The organism is Desulfoluna sp., from assembly GCF_030145185.1.
Taxonomy (GTDB): domain Bacteria; phylum Desulfobacterota; class Desulfobacteria; order Desulfobacterales; family Desulfolunaceae; genus Desulfoluna.
Genome location: NZ_JAQYWB010000093.1, coordinates 1 through 18,720, shown reverse-complemented (window position 1 = coordinate 18,720; position 18,720 = coordinate 1). Strand labels below are relative to the sequence as shown.

Annotated in this window: 8 protein-coding genes; 4 read left to right on the top strand and 4 right to left on the bottom strand. The window is 47.6% G+C overall.

Translation table 11 applies throughout. The features are described from left to right. Window positions 1-695: 695 nt before the first annotated feature. The 3 genes from Q1Q75_RS20395 to Q1Q75_RS20385 form a co-directional block, all read right to left on the bottom strand. Window positions 696-3,542, bottom strand: a complete 2,847-nt coding sequence (locus Q1Q75_RS20395) for an InlB B-repeat-containing protein (protein WP_300674589.1) — start codon at window positions 3,540-3,542, stop codon at window positions 696-698. After that, complete coding sequence (locus tag Q1Q75_RS20390) at window positions 3,535-4,239, bottom strand: HEAT repeat domain-containing protein (protein ID WP_300674587.1); 705 nt, start codon at window positions 4,237-4,239, stop codon at window positions 3,535-3,537. Before Q1Q75_RS20390 ends, Q1Q75_RS20395 begins: the two co-directional genes overlap by 8 nt. 116 nt (window positions 4,240-4,355) lie before the next feature. Next, window positions 4,356-4,658, bottom strand: a complete 303-nt coding sequence (locus Q1Q75_RS20385) for a hypothetical protein (RefSeq protein WP_300674585.1) — start codon at window positions 4,656-4,658, stop codon at window positions 4,356-4,358. 621 nt (window positions 4,659-5,279) lie between these two features. On the opposite strand from Q1Q75_RS20385, the gene Q1Q75_RS20380 reads away from it, so the two are divergent. From Q1Q75_RS20380 to Q1Q75_RS20365, 4 genes are all read left to right on the top strand, one after another. Beyond that, window positions 5,280-6,581 carry an NRAMP family divalent metal transporter gene (locus Q1Q75_RS20380; protein ID WP_300674583.1) on the top strand — a complete coding sequence of 434 codons (1,302 nt, stop codon included), beginning with the start codon at window positions 5,280-5,282 and terminating at the stop codon, window positions 6,579-6,581. Window positions 6,582-7,655: 1,074 nt separating this feature from the next. Next, entirely contained in the window at window positions 7,656-9,011 is a 1,356-nt protein-coding gene (locus Q1Q75_RS20375; protein WP_300674581.1) for an IS66 family transposase, read from the top strand. Window positions 9,012-9,044: 33 nt separating this feature from the next. Beyond that, window positions 9,045-11,087: a methyl-accepting chemotaxis protein gene (locus Q1Q75_RS20370; RefSeq protein WP_300674579.1), complete on the top strand. Its 2,043-nt coding sequence runs from the start codon at window positions 9,045-9,047 to the stop codon at window positions 11,085-11,087. A gap of 465 nt (window positions 11,088-11,552) precedes the next feature. Beyond that, on the top strand, window positions 11,553-12,092 hold the full coding sequence (locus Q1Q75_RS20365) for a hypothetical protein (protein WP_300674577.1): 540 nt from the start codon (window positions 11,553-11,555) through the stop codon (window positions 12,090-12,092). A 422-nt stretch (window positions 12,093-12,514) separates the two neighbouring features. Here Q1Q75_RS20365 and Q1Q75_RS20360 read toward each other — a convergent pair whose 3' ends face one another. Continuing rightward, complete coding sequence (locus tag Q1Q75_RS20360; protein ID WP_300674575.1) at window positions 12,515-17,767, bottom strand: M6 family metalloprotease domain-containing protein; 5,253 nt, start codon at window positions 17,765-17,767, stop codon at window positions 12,515-12,517. Window positions 17,768-18,720 lie beyond the last annotated feature (953 nt).

Genomic DNA, 18,720 nt, shown 5'->3' with positions numbered 1-18,720 from the left:
GTTTGACTGCATCGAAACCACAAAGGTGCAGACTGTCATGGGCAACTATCGATGGTCCACCGAATCTGTGGCCAGAGATAGGCTGTTCTTAAAGTACTTGGGAGTGGCAACCGAATAGTGTGCGCTTTATATGACTTTCAGGCTATCATGCGGGATCGGTTAAAAAACGGGGCAAGGCCGCGATCCCGACGCGGATATTTCAGTCAGAAAAGGAAAAGAATTTTGAGCAGGATCGCATCCGGCGGTTCAGGTCCCGAACCCGCTATTTTACCGACTCGGGCATTATCGGTTCTAAGTCCTTTGTTATCGGAACCTATGAAATCTTTAAGGATCGGCTTTATGGAAGCCGGGAAAGGGTGCCAAAGCGGGTCAGCGGCTTTGATGGCATGTACTCCATGAAACGATTGAGAGAGGCTTGACGGTTTCCTGTCGCTGTATCAGATAAAGTCCGCAATAAAGGTAATAACCTGCAAACGATCAAAACGAATTCAGCGCCCATTCCTGCTGTCATGCTTGCTGGAAGGGCTGTTCCTCCATCGGCCTGTTCGGGCATCGATTCACAATCACATATTGAGTTCAGATCGAACCACCGGGATTACAACCCTTTTTTTGGTTAGGAATGACGCAATAAGAAACCATCATGGGATGAAATTCAACATCAGACGCATGTCGCCTGTCCCCTGGTTTCTCTGGTTTTACTTAACCGTTGATATAAAACACCCATTTTGCCCTGAATCTTCCGGCTTCAGTGCGAAATGAGATGCAATCGTCAGATCAGTCGTAATATTTTCGATGATGAGGTTTTCATCTGTGCCCTGATAATTTCCGGTCCATCCCGTAAATTGATACCCTTCATCAGCTTCGGGTTCGACTGCGCTGCTGCTTCCGCCATGGGGGATAACCTGCTCTGTCACCCCCTTGAGACGTCCATGTTCACCCGCGATAAAATCCACGTTGTAGGTCTTTACCGCAAACTTGGCCGTGATGGTTTTGTCGGAAATAACGTTATCGACCCGTAGTGTTTTGTCTGTACCCGTATAAGACCCGGTCCATCCCGTGAATTGATACCCTTCATCAGCTTCGGGTTCGACTGCGCTGCTGCTTCCCCCATGGCGGATAACTTGTTCTGTGACCCCCTCTATACGTCCATGTTCACCCGCTATAAAACCCACTTTGTAGGTCATTACCGCAAACTCGGCCGTGATGGTTTTGTCGGAAATAACGTTATCGACCCGTAGTGTTTTTTCTGTTCCCGTATAAGCCCCGCTCCATCCCGTGAATTGATACCCTTCATCAGCTTCGGGTTTGACTGCGCTGCTGCTCCCGCCATAAGGGACAACTTGCTCTGTCACCCCATTGAGATGTCCGTGTTCACCTGAGATGAAATTCACTTTGTAGGTCTTTACCGCAAACCCGGCTTCAATGATCATATTGGAATTGACATTATGAAGGGTTAACGGATTGTCGCTGCCGGTGTAATCTCCCCGCCAGCCGGTAAAACAGTAGCCCTGAGCCGGAACAGCAGTGATTGGCCAGGTATTGTCACCCGGCTTAACGCACTGATTTAACCCTCCTTTGATATCTCCGTGATAGTTAAAACAATTAAAATCAACCTTATAAAATACGTACTCAGGAGATAAAAATAAGCCCTGAATTACGTCAACCTCAAGACCGGGTATTGACCAGCCGACGGTAAGGCTGCTCCAGCGTTCCTCCCCTTTATGCAGTGCCTCAATAAAATACTTTTTCCCACTCTCGAGGGACACTGGGGCTGATTTCGATGCCTCTTCAGGGAATTCCCCATAGGCGGAAACACTTAAAAGCAATGATTTATTGGCTTCGGCCTCATCGGAGCTTAATCTGAGCTTCCAAGTATTACATCCTGCCATATAAAAGTTATAGTTGCCCGTGACAGGCGGATGAATAAATCCCGTTATCCTTGTGCAATAGGCTCTCGAATAGGGTGACGTCTGAAAGTCCTGAAGTTGCGTCAGAGAAGAATATGTTGAATTGTCGGGATAGGTTGAAAAATCCGTAAAATCATCCACGGCTGTTTCGTCATTCCAGTATTGCATTGAAATGGAGCCTTCTCCCAATTTTCCTGCAACAATGATCTTAACCGGGGAGGAGATAGTTTTATCTCCGGCACTATTGTACGCAACAGCCTTGAGAAGGTGAATACCTTTGTCAGGATTAGCCCATGAAATACTGTACGGAAAATTACTGTCTTCGCCGATCAAGAGATCATTCCGGAAAAACTCTACGCGTGAAACAGTGCCTGTGACAACCTTTGCAGACGCTTTAATTTCGATGGGGCTTCCGTCAGTATCTTCCACTACGGAAATTGTCTCTGAAAGGGAGGCCTTCCCCTCGGCTGTTGCTGTGACTGTGACGGAAAAGTCATCCTTTGCGTAAGGGAGGAGTTTCAAGGATCCAACCCCCATCAAGGTCATTCCGCCGTGCCAGGATAAATCGTGGACGCCCACTCTCCTGACCCACGCCAAGAATGCTTCGCCGAAGCTCTTTCCCTCTCCCAGAGGTTCGTTGTACTCGCCAAAATAGAGCATGCTTCCTGTTTTGGTACTTCCTATACTGACCAGCCCATTATGCCCCCAGGCGTAAGAGCCTGCGAGAAAGTCTTTATAAGTAAAACGGGCATTGGAACATGCAAAAAGATTGTAGAATCTCACATTTCCGGGCTCGCCGTCTGCCGCCATTTTCTGGTAGTCAACGTTATAAAAGAAATCCTTTGGAGAGTCCCATTTGGTACAATGCAAGTTGGGCGCTGAATGTTCGGTAACAAGGGCATATTCATACCCGTCCCGCATTCCTTTTATCCAGTTTTCCCGGGTGTCCTCCCCGTTATAGCGAAGGTATTTAGTCACCTCGCCGTTGGCGTATCCCATTTCTGAAGAGCGGACAAAACCGTCAAAGCCGTCGAGAGAGTTTCCCCAGCAATCCGTATCCCCAAGGACCAGATAACGATGTGAGATCGTATCCATTCCTTTCATCCGGTCGTGTACCCTGTCAAAGTAGTCCTTGACGATAACCTCTTCATCACCGAGCATGGGGGTCATTCCTGCCGTGATTCTCGAAATCCATATTTCTGGATAAAGATTTACAGGAAAGGTATCAAATATTCCGGATTTTCCCCAGCTCGCTTTATCTTCCCAGGTCCCATCCATATCCATATAATAGAGATCGCTGGGGAAACTCGCGTACTCCTCCCAGTCATTATCAAGTTCCATCCAGGCGATAGGCAGATCACCAATCAAAACAACTCCTTCGAGTTCATTATTTTGATAATTATCCTGAAGCATTGCTTTAAGGTCCGCTATTGTATCGGAGTCGTCGAACCGGTCGCTGCTGAGCCAGACCTCTTTGCCTTCGATAGTCCGAAGGTCGCTGATATATGTGGAGAGCGAATCTTTGATCAGGGGATATAGATCCTTGTTAACCACGATCCCCACTCTGGCCTGGGCCGTGGAAACGATGATGAAAAATAATAGAAAGAGCAATATAAAATGTAGTATTTTATTCATTTGCCCCCCCTAACGAATCGGCGATTTCCCGTGCGAGGGCTCCGTGTCGCTCAAAATTCGAGTAGATCAGCGCATCGACCCCTTTTTCTTGTAGTTTAAGGGAGATAGTTTCCATTCTTATGGCATAATCCTGAAGAACAGCTGTGAGTCCTGCATCATTTAAATTTTTTATCGCCCTAAGAATGGTGAAACCGCTGGGAGTTCCGTTGTCATCCTCTAATAAATCTGAAAGGAATTCAGAACATTCGGCGCCTTTGTTTTTGCCGATGGTTTCGATGATCGAATTTTGAACCCGTTCGCTATACCCTCTGAATTTTGAATCCGATTCATTGTAAAGAGTGATCAGGCGGGAACTAAGGGACCGGATTTTCAGGTTACCGATCTGGTCTACAGCTTCGGCCACCACCGTGGGGTTCGGGTCTGCCAGGGCGTTTTCGAGGAGCTCTGTCATCCAGAGGGGTGCCTCGGCCTCCGCGCCTCGGTAAGGGCCTGGCTTTATTGTCAGCTTTCTCAACGCCTTTTTCCGCTCAATGGAGTTTCCACTCATTGCCTGCTCTGCATGCAATGTGGACAAAAGAGGTTGCAACAACAGATTTATCATCAGGGTCATGACCAATATGAAATTCTTCAACGTTATCTCCAACAGTCCTTTTATTTTTATCTTCTGCTGCTTGTAGCTAAGAATGTAACGGACCATCCCTGCTTCATTCAGGTTTGGGGTCACATCCACTATATGTTGGCGGTTTCGATGGCAGGACGTAAAAACCGGATGGTAAGAAGGGTGGTGATGACCTGGCCATTGATGCCATGGCGTTAAATGACCTTCATAGCGTCTTTGGCGATGCGGCAGAAGAGCCTGTCGCCGGACTTGATTTCGACATTGAAGATCGCATTTTGTTTATGCTTGATGAGACGACACGCTTCATCAAAGGTGGGAATTAAAATACCCTTGATTTGGCCCAAGTTTTGACTCTCGTCAAGGGTGGCCCGTACATCAAAGGCCCTTTGAAAGGCTTCAAAAGTGTTCTCCGGAACCTCGGCCTTTCGCGCGCCTCGATGGTCCAAAATGAGAATCCCACGGGCTTCCAACAGTTTTTCAGTCAAATCGGTCTTCATGTTTTCTCCACGCCATCAATCAATATCTATCCCCAGCAAATTTAGATAACCATAAAGCCAAAGTGTTTCTTTAGCAAGCTGGATCACAGAACAAAGCGGGATGTTTATTTAGAAGGAAAACCGACCGGCGAATAGTAAATGGTGAATAGTGAAAGTAGAAAGGACCGACCAGGAGACAGGCACCATGCGCTTGACCTCCACGCCAACCTATGAGACACTCATCCCCAACAAGTAACCTGCCTTTTTAAAAAGGAATTCATTTCAAAACCTCATCAATATACCCGTATTTCTGACATGACACACCAAGGAATAGGGGACAGGCACCATGCGCTTGACCGTTATTTAGGTCAGACCTTCTTTTCCCCAAGAGTCATGAATGAACAGCCCACCGGGAACCCATGGCATCATCATCTACGGGTGGCTCTAACTGTTTATGTTTTCCTAAATTTCCAACATTGACAGCACGGGTGATTTCTGCTTTATAACTGCTAAAATGAAAACCAGGGGCAAGGCAAGATACGTTTCTTAAACATGCGAAAACTTCCTTGTAACTTTTGTGCAAGACCTATTTGAACATAAAAAGTAGCGCTGCATTACAATAAAAACTACGAGAAACTAATTATGAAGAATACCGCGATGGTGCAGGTTGAACCTATTACGCATGGGTTGCAGGTTGAACCTGTTACGCATGGGTTGAAACACCTTATTCAGTCATTGGGCCCCGGCATTATGATGGCAACCGTTGCAGTAGGAGGTTCTCACCTTGTCGCGTCAACCAAAGCCGGTGCTATTTATGGTTGGCAGCTTGTTGGCCTGATCTTGCTGGTTAATATATTTAAATACCCATTTTTTCGTGCGGGTGTGCAGTACACCATGGGGACAGGGAAAAGCCTGATCCAGGGTTATGACGAGATGGGGCGTGGCTATTTGTGGTTATTCACCGTGCTTAACTCCATCTCTGCGGTGGTCAATACCGCTGCATTACTTCTGTTTAGTGCCAGTTTGCTTGGCTATTTCCTTCCCTTTACTCTGCCCTTAACGATTTTGGCCGGTGCGGTATTGGCGGCATGTTTAGGGATATTGCTATCGGGTCATTACAAAGCGTTGGATGGATTATCGAAAGTGATCATGTCGGTACTTGTGATCGCGACGGTGAGTGCGTTATTTATTGCCGCAGAAAAGGGGAGTGTTGCACCCGCTGATTTTGAAACACCGTCTGCCTGGACCCTTGCTTCGTTTGGTTTTTTGATTGCGATGATGGGGTGGATGCCTGCACCCATTGAAATTTCATCTTTAACTTCGCTATGGCTTAAGTGCCAACGTAAAGAGCAGGTAGTTACATTAAAATCGGCCCTGTTCGATTTTAATGTTGGCTATATCGGCACGTCTGTATTGGCCATCGTTTTTCTTGCTCTCGGCGCACTGGTACTGCATGGTAATGGCACTGAATTAAAAAGTTCTGGCATTGGTTTTTCCCATCAGCTGGTGAGTATTTACGCATCAACTATTGGTGAATGGTCCCGTTATCTAATTGCTGCTGTTGCTTTTTTCTGTATTTTCGGCAGCACAATTACAGCCATTGATGGTTATTCCCGTGCTTTGGCGGAATCGCAACTGCTGCTGCAACACAAAGAATTGGAACAGCGTCGTTATCACTCGGCCTGGATGTTGTTAGTCGGGGGCCTTGCAATGGGGATCCTGATCTTCTTCACCTCGGCATTAATGACAATGTTGAATTTTGCTATGGTCATGGCCTTTATGACCACCCCTGTTTTTGCTTTGTTGAATTACCGATTGATGATAAAACCGGATCTACCGAAAGAATTGATATTGAGCCGGAGTTTGAAGTTCTTATCTTGGGCCGGGCTGATCTACCTGTTCGGCTTTTTATCTATGTTTATTTGGTGGAAGTGGCTGATGTAAGAGAACCAGGAGAACCAGGGGACAGGCAAGATGCGCTTGACCTTTCAAAGGGGCCAGGGGGGCCAGGGGACAGGCACCATGCGCTTTTTGTTGTTGGAACCTATGAAATCTTTAAGGATCGCCTTTATGGCAGCCGGGCACGGGTCCCCAAGAAGGTGAAAGGGCTTGATGGCATGTACTCCATGAAACGATTGAGAGAGGCCTGACAGTTTTCTGTCGCTCCACCAGATAAAGTCTGCAATAACCGCCAAACAATCAAAATGAATTCAGCATCCACTCCTGTTGCCGTGGGGGCATACGATTCACGTCTTGTCCTTCGTCATGTCAGCTGGAAGAGCTGTTCCTCCACCGGCCTGTTCGGGCATCGATTCACAATCACATATTGAGTTCAGATCGAACCACCGGGATGACAACCCTTTTTTTGGTCAGGAATGACGCAAAAAGAAACCATCATGGGATGAATTCAACACCAGACGCATGTCGCCTGTCCCCTGGTTTCTGGTTTTCTCTCGTTTCTCGGGTCAAATTCTATTGGTATTCCGGTAAGCCACTGTGTGATTATTTATTTCCACCACCCTTACCGAAACTATTATTGGAAGATAGAGGGAGAATGGTATTTTTGTGTCCCCCTGGGTGCACTTATTGATATCTTTAATATTTCATAATATTTCCTCAACTCGCGAGCGAAGTTACCCGATAAGTATCTTGTATAGCTACTCGGCACTGGGCTTATATTCTTCTGATCGACGACATAGTGTGATTTTACCGTGTGTAAAACCTTGTCATATTGTTGTATTTTTTCAAACTGAAACGGTGTGAGGCCAGTACCTACCCTGTTTAACTTCCAGAGCAAGTTTAGGATACTCCCATGAAAAATATGGTAAGCGTTCACGGCCCAAATTGAACCCGTAATCCGCCCTAAGCATCATTAATACTTATGGATACATCTATATTGTTCAATAATTATTCAAACTAGACATGCAACAACTAGTGTGATAGCCTGCACTCATGAAAACAATAAAGTCGCCATCAGCTAAAGATCGGAAGCGGTGCCCAGATACCGTTCAAACGTACATGACCCAGCTTGAAGATATCCTAATCTCACAGCAGGCGCGTTTAGATCAGCTCGAGGCGGCCATTGACAAATTGTCTTCCAAGAAGCGTAAAGATTCTAATAATTCAAGTAAACCGCCTTCTTCAGACCCCCCTTATTCAGGCAAACGACAGATCAAAAAGCCCGAAAAATCAAAGGGAAATGAGACCGACATAAAGCGTCGGAAAGGTGCTCAGCCAGGCCACAAGGGTCACCAGCAGGTATTGCTGGCCCCAACCGAGACTCACGCTATCCTCCCCTCATATTGTTCTTGCGGGTGCACCTGTTTTGATGAGGCTATTAGTGAGCCTTTTTACACCCACCAGAATATTGAACTTCCGCCACCCCAAGTTGATGTCCGCCACTACGTTTTGTATAAATGCCAGTGCCCGTCTTGCGGGCAACAAGCAAAGGCTGAGGTGCCACAAAATGTTCAAACCGGTTTCGGCCCCAGGTTCAGTGCGTTTGTTGCCGAAATGAGTGGGCCAAAAGGATTGAGTCGTCTATCGGTTCAGAATCTGATTCATTCGATGTACGAGGTCCATATAAGCACCGGAGCCATTCAAAACATTATCGACCGGGCAACAAATGCTCTGGCTCCCATTTATCAAAGAATTGCAGAGGTCGCTCGAAGTTCCTACTGCAACTATGTTGATGAAACCAGCTGGAAACTATCTCATGATCTGTGCTGGTTGTGGGTAATGGCCAACAAACAGGTTGGCTTCTATCGCATTGCCACCCACCGTTCAAAGCAAGCCTTCGAAGAATTAGTCGAAGACTGGAATGGCATCCTGATCAGTGATGGGTATGCGCTCTACCAAAAATGGATAAATCATAGGCAAACATGCATCCCTCATCTAATCCGAAGAGCCAGAGGATTGTCTGAAAGAAGGACCCCTCACATCAAAATATTTGGTGGGATGATGCTTGAGCTTCTTCAATGTCTCATCCATTTTGCCAAAGAGCCCCCTGATGAACAAGAATGGACCGACTTCTATCAAGAGCTGATGGTTTTACTTAGCCTACATGGTGACGCAGATGATGATGCTGGCGTAATGGCGCGTCATGTCTTTGATATGCTGGAAAGCCTTTGGGTCTTTCTTGATTTTGACGGTATTGAACCGTCGAATAATAGAGCTGAAAGAGCTCTACGTATGGGCGTTCTATGGCGAAAACGAAGCCTTGGAACCCAGAGCGAAAAGGGCAATCGATGGGTTGAGTCTATTCTATCCCTCGTTGAAACCTGCCGCATTAAAGGCTTGCGTACATTTGACGTTCTCAACAACGCTATCCGATGCCATTTTGAAAATTCACCCCCGTGTACATCTTGGATCTAAATTCCTACTCAACCCCGTGAACGCTTACAAAATATGAAATTGAGCCGAAAAATGATCGGTGCATTCCTGGGCATTGCCCTTATCTGTGTAGGTATGGGCCTTTTTGGGCGATTTTCCTCTACAACACTTGGCCATTACCTGCAACGGGTGGGACAAGAAAACCTGCCAGCCATCAACCACCTTGCAAAATTAAATAAAGAGATCGAGCGCTTCATGACCTGCCAGCGCAACATGCTTGACCTCTTTATCACACCCGAAGGGATGAACGAACAGAACCTCATCTTAAAGAAAGTGTTCAAGGTTTATGGAGAAAATATTGAGCTCTTTGAAAAGATCCCCATGGACAAGGAAATGCAGCCCCTGTGGAGATCATACAAGGAGAAATTCAAAGCATGGGAGGCCGCCAATAAACAATTTTTTCTTTACCTCCAGGCGCTTGAAGCCACTGGCATACGAAATCCCATGGTTTTGATAGCGGTCACCGACCAGGCAAGGGCAGCGGTCATGGACAGGTTTCAGTCATTGTCCATGGAGGTGTTCCATGGGGAAAAGGAAAACAGTGATCTCCGGCAAGACCTTTTAAAGGAGATCCAGGAGATGAAGTCTCGGTACCAGATCGAGAATAGGACCGTAGACACAAGCCTTGAAACCCTGGGAGAACTCACCAACGCCTACCGGAACGTTGTGACGAAAATTCACACACGTCTGGAGGAGGGGCGTGGGTCCGAGGCGAAAACGCTCTTTGAACAGGACCTGCTCCCTGTGGTCAACCGCATTGACCAGACATTTACCACAATGAGCAATGAAACAAACAAGGCACATGACCTGGCGCTTAAAATGACCGGCCAGGCCATTGGCCCTTGCCGTGATACCGGGCATAGTGCGGTTGTGATGATCAATAAGATCATTGATCTCAACACCCGGAATGCCGCAAACTTTGTGCTGTCCGGGGATACTTTTTTCCATAAGATAGATAAATACGGTTTCATGATCATGGTGATCGCCGTAGGGCTCGCCATTACCTGCGGTGTTCTTCTGACCCGCTCCATCGTTATTCCCCTTCAAAAGGGAGTGGCACTGTCCCAGGCCATGGCCACTGGGGATTTCACCCAAACGCTTGAGATCCAACGGGGGGATGAGGTGGGGGACCTTGTAAAGGCCTTGAACCACATGTCCTCAAGCCTCAGCCATATATTTAAAGATGTTACCCAGGCCAGCCACACCATGACTTCATCATCATCAAGTCTCACCGATATGGCCGGTCTCATGACCGACAGCGCAGAGCAGACCTCTACCAATGCAAATTCCGTTGCTGCTGCCGGTGAAGAACTCAGTTCAAACATGAATTCCATTTCTGCGGCGGTTGAACAGGCGGCCTCCAACCTAAATACGGTCACTTCTGCCACTGAAGAGATGAGTGCCACCATATCAGAAATTGCCAAAAGTGCTGAAACAGCCCGGAGCATTGCTGAAAAGGCCGTGTCAAAAGCAGGGTCGGCTTCTTCCAGGGTCGAAGAGCTTGGGGCCGCAGCCAGGGAGATTGGCAAGGTCACGGAAACCATTACAGCCATCTCGGAACAGACAAACCTCCTGGCCCTGAATGCCACCATCGAAGCAGCTCGAGCCGGAGAAGCGGGCAAGGGCTTTGCCGTTGTGGCCAATGAGATCAAGGAACTGGCCAAACAGACGGCCGACGCCACCCTGGATATCAGCCGGAAGATCGACATAACCCGGCAGAGCACCTCGGTAACGTCCAATGATATTACTGAAATTACAGAGGTCATTGACGCCATCAATGAAATTGTTGCTCAGATTGCCTCGGCCGTAGAGGAACAATCGGTCACTACACAGGAAGTTACCGAGAATCTTTCCCAGGCATTCACTGGTATCGGGGAGGTCAATGCTAACATATCCCATGGGGCCACGGCGGCTGGAGAAATTGCAATGGAGATTACATACGTTAACTCAGCCGCCGCTGAGATATCCACCACGGCATCCCAGGTGAACACCAGCGCCGGGGAGCTTTCCGAGCTGGCTGGCAAGCTCAACAAAATTATGGGGTTCTTCAAGGTATAGCCCAAAGGCACGTTCCCAAACGTTTCAGGCGACGCCTTCAGGAAAAAAAAGGTGTCGCCTGAAATTCATTATTTTTAGTCACGAGTTTTTCAGTTTATCCAAAACAGGGCAGGGGACGGACACTCATCTGAAACAGCACGAAAGGACCTCCTCACGGTGGGGGCTTCTGGCCAAGATCAATGAGGGGCGTTCGTTAATTTGTATTTCTCCGTCCAATTTGAGTGAGAGGCTTACTAAGAAGTAAAAAGGTAATTTGTTTTTATAAATAGATAAAAGCCCCGGAGAGTGTCGGTATTTTTTATTTTGACTCAATTCTTATTGATGAAAAATTAATATTATGAATAGGGTGTATTGTTGAGTATAGTTTGACAGGATAAGAAATGTGAATTTCTACGGAACTTAAGTGGTTTTATGTCCTTCTTTACTACTACTTTTTGAAATTATTAATTATTTTATAAGGAGAAAATGATGAGCGCATTGGTGTTGAAGAAATTTTATCTGAACAAAGAAGCTAATAATGGTGAGGAGTCCTTACATGTTGTTGGTCGACAGGGAGGTGTTGTAGCCTTTTTATTGTCTTTGATGAAAATAGATCCGACGACTGAAATTAAATGTAATGATGAAAGGGTTGAAGTCACTCAATCCAGTTTCTTCGGAAGGCAAACCATCAACATTCCATTGGTTGCTATGACCGGAGTTATAGGAGGCTTTCAAAAGCCTAAGTCATTATTTTTTGCGATTCTCGCTGTTTTAATTGGTGGGATTTCCTTATCCGTAGAAGCTGGTATGGGTGCCGCCATTGCCTCATTTGTTATTGCTGCAATATTAACCGTAATATACATGCTGAAGCAAGAGATGGCGCTGAATGTCCAGAATGGCGGCGATACCTTATGGGGATTATCATTTAAGCGTAGTGTTATCGAAAACGTTACCATTGATATTGATAAAGTAAATGAAGCCGTTTCATTGATAAATAAAAATGTTTTGGCGTGCAGCAAAAATTAATTAAATAAACGTGTTGAGGTCAGATAAAAAGATTGGCCGATTCCCTTAAGAAAAACCCCGTTGTCTTTTAAGGCTGCGGGGTTTTTTCTTTCATCATCCAATCTGTTGAGTGGCCGGTCTCAGGTTCTTGAAAATATCCCTCTGTTCTCCCCTATATGCCCTGGATCCTTTCTAATCCGGATATTTCATGAGAAAACAATCAGGGGACAGGGGACAGGCACCATGCGTTCGACCTCAGCTCCAATCTATGAGACACTCATTCCCGACAAGTAACCTGCCTTTTTAAAAAAAAATCCATTCCAGACCTAATCAATATACCCGTGTTTCTGACATGACACACCAGGGGGTTTGGTGACAGGCGAAATACGTTTTTTACATCGAATGTTTACATATCGATGGGTTCACGTGGCCCGGCCCCATGGTTACATGAACGCCGTGTCTATGAAACATCCGCCAGAGTTATCGTTATTGCTGTTTCTCATTGTGCTTCCCGGGCCCGAGGGGTCGACGACAATGCCGTTGGCGATACCATCGGCATCACCGTAGTCGCCATCCTTGAGCTCTATCACGACGGATTTACGATCATCGCTGATGGTGGAATGATCGCTGTAATCATGCCACCCATTGAGTGAGTCGTATTTATACCACACGATATTATCGGGCAAAGGTTTCGAGAAATACATCGTTGTCGTGACAACGGCACCGGGTTGATCTGCCACTATCCGAAAGTTGAACAGGCCGGCAGGCAGATCAACAGGTCTGCCCATCTGTTCTTCAATGGTGATGGCGTCCATTTGGGAAATGAAATCCACGGCATATACATGATCGCCATCTTTCAGACTTATCTGATCCCCGCTATCCTTCAGTGCCAGGCAATGCATGTCAACCTGAGTAAGGTCATCAAAGGTGTCCCCATCCAGATCCTGGCCACTGTCACTCGAGACCTCCTGATGGTCCGGTATCCCATTGGCATTATCGTCTGAGGTTGCCGCAGGTCTCGTTGTAAAGGATCGGGGTTCTGACCATACCCATGCTGTATTATCCGTATCAATGTATTGAACTCGCCAGTAATAGGTTTTCTCTGCATCCAGTATCCCTTGCGGCACCGTCACCTGGGTTTTGAATGTCGGTGACGTTGTTTTGAATACATTTGACGTGAATTCAAAATCTTCGGCTATTTGCCAGCATGTCCTGGCATGTAAGTCTGCAGAGGCTGTGATGGCATAGCCCGCCTTAAGCGTGAGCGTCAGTGGTTGTTCTGATGCAAAATTATCTGGGGCTTCCATGGTCGCCATACCGGGTCCGTTCGTTACGATGTGGGGATCCGTTCCCTTGATAAATTCTTTCAGATTGCTGAGGCCGTCACCATCTGAATCCAGTGCGGCATCGTCAATGGCCGGATTAAATCCGTTGCGAGTCTCCCAAAGGGAGGGCATGCCATCGTTATCCCCATCGTGATTGTAGTTTTTATCATCCGGGAAGGCATCAAGAGCGTCGGGTATACCATCGTCGTCTCTGTCGGCTGCTTCAAAAATAGCTGTAACAGCTGTTGCGTCTGTTAGGTTTACAATGCAGTCCCCTGTACCGAAACAGCCACCCCCGGACCATCCGGTAAACCAGGAAAATGCATCGGCAGCTTTTGCGGTGAGGGTGATGGTTGTGCCTTCGGGAAATTCATGTGAACACTCATTGCCACAATCAATACCTGTGGGTTCGCTGGTCACCCTTCCCAAGCCGATACCGACTTTTGTAATAGAAAGTAAATGAAGGGCTTTTATATCTATATTCACCGTGCCAAGTTCAACATCAGTGCCTCCGCCGAGACCTGAGTGCCCCCCGTCATTGGCAATCAATGAGATGGCATCCGCATCGTTTCCAGAGACATCTGCTGCTCCGGTGTACCGAATATTTCCGGCTGTATTTAAAAAGGTGTCAATGGCAGCGGATGTTCCCTGGAGTACCACGGTTCCGGTGCCCGTTCCCGTCACAACAACATCGCCGGAGCGGGTTGCAGACAGGGCTCCGCTGCCCGCTGACAAGCGCAGGTTGATGCTCCTTTCCCCAGAGTCTGCATCGGAAAAAAATGCTGGTGATAAATCCAGGTTTGTTGTTGTTCCTTGCAGGACCGTCAAGTCCGTTGGAAGACCTGTGATGGTTGGATCGCTATTGGGCGGCATGATTTCGACATAGTCAATCCTCAGGTCTTGGCTGCTTCCGGCCATTGCGGACGCATCACCCGCCGCAAAAGAGCCGTCGGCGAATATTACCTGAAGATCAAATATACCGTCTTTATTCTTATGGTTGATTGCATTTCCGGTTAACGTCAGGGTGATTCGGGTTGCGCTGTCACGTACAAAGGTTGCCGTCAAACCGGATGGGACGTTGCGTGCCGTTACATGACCACCTGAAACCACCTGTGATGTGAAGGTATCGCCTGACAGGGCAAATGTGATTTTGTTTGAAATTGAGCCGTCATCCGCACTTTTTTCGGTGAACAGTCGCGTATCGCAGACCAGTGCTTTCGACGCTTCTTCAATACGTATGTCGTCCAGTGCCATATCGCTTAAACGGCTGCCCGTTGTCCCAATGATTTGAATCATGACAACCTGTCCGGCAAAAGAAGCCAGGTCGGCCTTTGCGGTCTGCCAGTGGTTGCCCTGGTCCCCTGTTCGGCAGAAGAGGGGTGTCCAATGGGTCTGATCGACACTGGCGCGAATAACCAGGGTTCCCATGCTGGAACCATACATATGATAATAAAACGACAAGAGTGGCGCTGCAGCATCACGCAGATCAAAGGTGTTTTCCAATCGGGCGAATTTACCAGGATATTTGTGGGACGAAGAGTCTGTGTAAATATAGGATGTCCCGCTTTGGGCTGCGGTGGGGCCTGTCCCGCTTGACGTTGTACCGCCACTTTGTTGTTTCCAGTTAAAGTCATCATCCACGGATTGTATCCATTGCCCCAAATCGGCTTCGAAATCCTCCCTGTAAGGGATTCCGGCAAGTGTCGGCAATGCGCCAATGCGAACGTCTGAAAGACTCTCTCCTGTTATTAAAGCGTCATCCACACTGGTTATGCGAATTCGGTAGTCGGTGCCGATGGGCTGGCTTTCAGGGATACGCCACGAGTAGAACCCATTATTTGCATGACTGGATGCGATGGTGCTGTCCAGTACGCCTCCTTTGTACAAGTCAATTTTTATCTCACCTGTTACCCAGCCATCCGTCATCCAGCTTATCTTGTGACGATTTCCCTGCTGCAGGGTTTCAGACCCCATGGGACGATGCACTGTGATGTTTCCGCTGACATGCAGGGTCACATCGATCACCTGAGATGGGCTCCCGGCACTTGAGTCACCCACTACAATCTCTGCCGAATAGGTGCCATCGAACAGGTTGGACGCGTCACAGGTTACCTGGATCTCATCCTCTTCCGCTACCACTGTGCCGGTTGTCCTGCCCAGAGAAAGCCATGGCGCTGATTCGAAAAGAGTGTAATGGAGCGTTCCTCCTCCACTGTTTGTAACGGTGAACGAGTCCGTCGCTGACATTCCTGATGAAAGTGATTTTGTAAGTGTTGGGGTACTTATGGCAACGGTCGCCGGGGGGTTTACGGTCAAGACCACATGGATTGTTTGTGACGTGTTGGGTGAATCTTCATTCGTCACGGTAAGGGTGCCTTCGTATGTTCCATCAGCCAGATGGGCAGTGTTATACCTCAGGGTGATTAGATCCGCCTCTGTGGTGGCCGTTCCCGAGATAACATCCAGGCTCAGCCATGAAATGTTTTCCGTAATGGTGTAACTCAATGTTCCGGCCCCGCGGTTGTAAACCGTGAATGCCTGGGAAGCGGGGTTCATGCCGATGTCGCAGGATGGCTCGAAAACAGAGGCGGTGAGTCCTATTTCCGGGTCCGGGGCTAAGGGCTCAGATCCAAGGGCAAAGGTCATGGCACTCCCCTGGGGGCCCACCGAATGGATGTGCAAACCCGAGGCTGTGGTACGCCCGGTTGTCGTGTCCCAGAATTTCAACGCCGGCGTGGTGATGTCGGAGGCCTCGCTGATATCTCCCTTGTGATAGGCGTCGTCGGAACCTGGTGTGGGCTTATCGTACCACGGTGTTATCTCTTTGCTGGGTTTTGCCTCAACAACCATGAGTTCATAGGGCATGGTGTAGTCGGCGGATGGATTGTTCTGCGTATAAATGGAGGAACGGGTATTGGCGCCCTCTTCAAAGGCATGCCAGATCACCAGGCCATTGGCGGGGTTGACGGCGGAATCACTTCCGCCGTAGGGCCCTTCATACCCGGTGTCGGTGCGCATGGAGAGAATGAAGTATTCACTGGGCTTCGACGGATTTCTGTACCGATAAAAGGTGTTTTTATCCACCTGAATGGCCCCACGCTGGTGGTTGGAGGCGGTGATATCCATAACCGTTGACCATCCGGCTTGAATCTTCAGATATGCGTCTATGCTTACAGGGTGAACCGTTCCAGTCTGGCACATCAGACTGTAGTTGTTCACTGTGGCTGCATTGCCATCGTAGGCATACAGGTCCGGAAAGCCGCAGATCATGTGACCGTTTTCGTGGCAGAACGTACCGAGGGTCAGGCTGGAACCGATATTGCTGATCTGGTACTGAAAATGGGTACCCATCCCTTCTTTGGTTAAGCCGGACCAGCTTGAACTCCACTTGTGTGGCCACAATCCCTCGGACCAGTTGTTAGCCAGATTGCCGGCATAAAAAAGATTGACCCCGTCCAAGACCTTGTCGCCGTTGGCATCCACTTTGCTAAAATCAAATCCCTTCGCCTTCAAAGCCCCAAGGCCCTCATTGATGAGTTCTTTGGCCTGAGTACCATAGGCGATGGAATTGTCCGTATAGTACTCTCTATTGTGGGCAGCTGTAAAATAAGCGGTAACGATACAATGATACTGTAGTTTGCCGTTTGACTGGATATTGAAATAACCGTAAACAGACGTGGCATTACCAAAGTCGGAATAATCAGGCTCATTGGCATAGGCATCTACCTGGGATTGGGCCATGGTCACGTCATCTGGACGGTCGGGAAACCTGGCCAACAGGACCAGGCCCACCCGGGTACCGGTGGTTGGGTTGGCTGGGGGAGCAGAATAAATGGCACCCGGTGCAGTTTTCATGGACCGGGCCTCGGTTTCCACCCCCTGATTCCAGCGATCATACCCAAAATCCTGTGGACGCATCCGCAGGCGAAGGGATGGAAGTAGATTCCCTTTGACGTCGACACCAAATTTCGTGCGCGCGGCCTTACGTTTCTGGGCCAGAACTCGTGGAGATAATCTGATATTCTTCTGTAAAATAAGATTCCGTGAGCGCTTTTTTTCTGGTGGATAACCGGTTGATATAAAGGCCGTGGCATCCGCTGAGAGTTCGGCATAACAGTAGAAACCGGTGTCAGGGTCTTTGGTCACGGTGTACCCATCCAACGTTTCAATAACCGCATAGTACTCATCGCCATAGATCCGAACTTCAAACTGCGAGTTGTCGGGTTGGGTAAATGTAAAAATATCACCATTGTAAGGGCGTGCAGAGGCAAGGCTGGACGTTATGAGAAGCAGTAAGAAAACACACGAAGAAACGGTGCGAGGGTTCATGGGAATACCTTTTACAACAGATTTATTTAAGTATGCGCGCATAAATTATTCAAAATAAACCAGCGCCGAGCGCATGGAGTTTCGGTTGTTGATTCAGCAGATTATACGAATCTGATTTTTTGCAAGATAAGGGATAAGTATTTATGCCTTTATGCTTAGCCCGGATATTTCATGAGGAAACAACCATAGCCAATGAATAACGCATAATTACAGTTCTTTGCGGTAATATTTTTAGTCGTTTCAAAAATGCAAAATGTAATCCACGGTATTCTGTTTGATTTTCTCACCCTTCGGGAAATATCCGGCTTAGCCTCAAAAATGGCTCTTCGTCATGCTTTCGGGACAATGAGTAAGGACATCCATTTTGAAAGAATGAGATACCTCAAATTTTGTATTAAATTTAAGACTGGATGATTTCAAATGCACATTCCCCCTCCATTAGGACCGTTATGCAATTTCCTCTATTTGTCTCATCAGGAATATATATATTTAACTTCTATATTTTGGCCATAAAAATATGAAAAGTAGCAAATATACCTTGGGATGTCCAGGCAGACGAGGGGGGGCAGCAGGGCCAACGCATGTAAAGTATCTATGCCGACACTTTCATTTCGGGGAGTTTTAAAATTTACGTATTGAAAGGACAGGAGGGACCAGAAAAACCAGGGGACAAAAAACCAGAAAACCAGAAAACCAGAGAAAACCAGGGGACAGGCACCATGCGCTTGACCTCCACGTTAATTTGTGAGACACTCATTTTCAATAAGTAACCTGCCTTTTTTTAAATAGAAATTCATTCCATAATATCATCAATATACCCGTATTTCTGACATGACAAATCAAGGAGATGGAGCGTATGCCTCGTATTCCCCGGATGGTCAGGACAGATCCCGGCCAGAAAACCGTTTATCATGTGATCAGCCGAACCGCGCTGGACGGCCTTCCTTTTAAAGATTCTGAAAAAGACGAGCTGGTTCGTGTGATCCGTCGATTTT

Coding starts and splice junctions, on each gene's coding strand:
- Q1Q75_RS20395 (WP_300674589.1), bottom strand. CDS start 3,542: ATGAATAAAATACTACATTTTATATTGCTCTTTCTATTATTTTTCATC.
- Q1Q75_RS20390 (WP_300674587.1), bottom strand. CDS start 4,239: ATGGTCCGTTACATTCTTAGCTACAAGCAGCAGAAGATAAAAATAAAA.
- Q1Q75_RS20385 (WP_300674585.1), bottom strand. CDS start 4,658: ATGAAGACCGATTTGACTGAAAAACTGTTGGAAGCCCGTGGGATTCTC.
- Q1Q75_RS20380 (WP_300674583.1), top strand. CDS start 5,280: ATGAAGAATACCGCGATGGTGCAGGTTGAACCTATTACGCATGGGTTG.
- Q1Q75_RS20375 (WP_300674581.1), top strand. CDS start 7,656: ATGACCCAGCTTGAAGATATCCTAATCTCACAGCAGGCGCGTTTAGAT.
- Q1Q75_RS20370 (WP_300674579.1), top strand. CDS start 9,045: ATGAAATTGAGCCGAAAAATGATCGGTGCATTCCTGGGCATTGCCCTT.
- Q1Q75_RS20365 (WP_300674577.1), top strand. CDS start 11,553: ATGATGAGCGCATTGGTGTTGAAGAAATTTTATCTGAACAAAGAAGCT.
- Q1Q75_RS20360 (WP_300674575.1), bottom strand. CDS start 17,767: ATGCGCGCATACTTAAATAAATCTGTTGTAAAAGGTATTCCCATGAAC.